We start from the raw sequence: 522 nt of genomic DNA, 5'->3' as shown, positions 1-522 counted from the left end.
ACGAATCATTACTGACGGTAGAAGAAATTGATTCCTATCAAGAGAACCAAAAGCCTGCAGCGAATAATTGGAAAACAACGAAATCACTTCCGAGTGGAAGAGATATTCCAAGTGGATTTGACCTAGATATCACGGCAGGTGAAGATTGGTGAATATAGCGGAAAAAGCGTATTTAGGAAGTCTGATTAAGGCAGAGTACTTACTTATGGATACCGTGATTCAGCCTGATCAGCTGGAAAGTGTGCGGCATCAAGAATTAATGCGGAGAATGCTGGAACTAACCAGGGCAGGCAGGAATATTGATTTAATCTCCTTGGCAACGTTGCTTGACCTTGAGTTCTTTGGTGGAATGTCCTATCTATCTGAACTGTTATCATATGCGGATCTTGAGAAATTCGAGAATACGGAGGAGCTCATTCTTTCCTCGTGGAAGGAACGAGAAAAAAGGAATATCTTAACAGTGGCAGCAGTGAGCGATTGGGAGATTTCGAAAATTACCACCGAATTGGATAGAATCAGTCA

General features: G+C 42.0%; 1 protein-coding gene. It reads left to right on the top strand.

Features of this window, described 5'->3' with window-relative positions; genetic code table 11:
* Window positions 1–148: 148 nt before the first annotated feature.
* On the top strand, window positions 149–522 hold a 374-nt coding region (locus ACY3XC_RS28710; RefSeq protein ID WP_464871576.1), incomplete at its 3' end, for a DnaB-like helicase N-terminal domain-containing protein.

Source organism: Bacillus sp. CZDM1, assembly GCF_055502545.1.
The sequence above is the reverse complement of the archived record's forward strand: the minus strand, read 5'-3'. Positions and strand labels throughout refer to the sequence as shown.